The 1,081-nt window shown below is 58.1% G+C and carries 1 protein-coding gene, 1 tRNA gene and 1 pseudogene; 1 reads left to right on the top strand and 2 read right to left on the bottom strand.

The window, feature by feature from the left end; translation table 11 throughout:
* Positions 1 to 113 (top strand): annotated as a pseudogene (locus EN994_RS32680) (YbaK/EbsC family protein); the annotation flags it as partial.
* Between the two features lie 113 nt (positions 114 to 226).
* Here EN994_RS32680 and EN994_RS32675 read toward each other — a convergent pair.
* A tRNA-Pro gene (locus EN994_RS32675) sits at positions 227 to 303 on the bottom strand.
* A 354-nt stretch (positions 304 to 657) separates the two neighbouring features.
* Positions 658 to 1,081: outer membrane beta-barrel protein (locus EN994_RS32670; RefSeq protein ID WP_164746485.1), on the bottom strand; the 424-nt coding region annotated here is incomplete at its 5' end.

The following is a 1,081-nucleotide window of genomic DNA, read 5'->3' as shown; positions in this document are numbered from 1 at the left end:
AATTTGACGAGGTCGTGCCCGCGGCAGGCGCCACCAATGCGGCGGTGCGGATCAGCCCGCAGAGGATGGTTGAGCTGATTGGGGCTGAGTGGATCGATGTGTGCCAGGGGTAGCCCAAGCCAGAGTTCAAGCGGCAGAGCACATGGTTGCCCCGATCCGAGATTTGGCCGGGCTGACCGAAGCATCTGGAGAGGCGGACTTCGGGGGCAAGTCCTGCTTTCAAATTTGGTCGGAGTGGCCGGATTCGAACCGACGACCCCTTGACCCCCAGTCAAGTGCGCTACCGGGCTGCGCTACACTCCGGACCGCGGAAAGCCCTATATTCTCAAGGGTTCAGAAGCAAGAGGCGAATTCGCTGAAATTGGTGAAATGGGAACAGATGGTGTCCCGGTGTGCCTTTGGTGACCGAAAGTCACACCGACAAATCATACCGCAAGTGCTGCTTAGGTTCCGGTCACCGAGGGCGGACACACTACGTGCTTTGTCTTGCCCTGGAAGGGCATAGCCTGCACCGCTCTAGGCTGCAATTGCCCAAAGAAGTTCAAGACTTCGTTCAATCGCCAGAATGTTCGAAGGAATATGTAGGCTACGAGGAAAGGGGAGCGCTGACGAGCTCCCCTGACGCTAGATCTGATCCGCGAAAATGATGTCGATGCACTACTGACCCATTCCAAACTTGTAGGTTAGCCGGGCCATCACGGCATCGACCTTTGCCTCTGTGCGATAGGTCTCGGGATTGTCGCCGAGAGTGCCATCATCGAACACGTTGTCGCCCGTGCTCGTCTTATGGCCGAGGTCAACGTGGGTGTAGTCCACGCCAAGCGAGAGGTTGTTCGTAAGGGCATAGTCGATGCCAGCGCCGAGCGCATAGCCGTTCTGCCACTCATTCTTTTCGTAGGTCACCAGGGCGTCGTTGTCTCGGGCGCGGAAATCCACCTTGCCGCCGGCATAACCAGCCTTGGCATAGATCAGCACGCGATCGAAGGCGTAGCCGACGCGGCCGACGACCGTGGCATAATTCGAGATTTTGGCGGTCTCGGTGTCGCTGTCCGGGAAATAGGGGCTGGTGATGGTCTTGCGG

The sequence above is a fragment of the Mesorhizobium sp. M7A.F.Ca.CA.002.09.1.1 genome (assembly GCF_003998555.1).
Classification (GTDB): Bacteria; Pseudomonadota; Alphaproteobacteria; order Rhizobiales; family Rhizobiaceae; genus Mesorhizobium; species Mesorhizobium ciceri.
The sequence above is the reverse complement of the archived record's forward strand: the minus strand, read 5'-3'. Positions and strand labels throughout refer to the sequence as shown.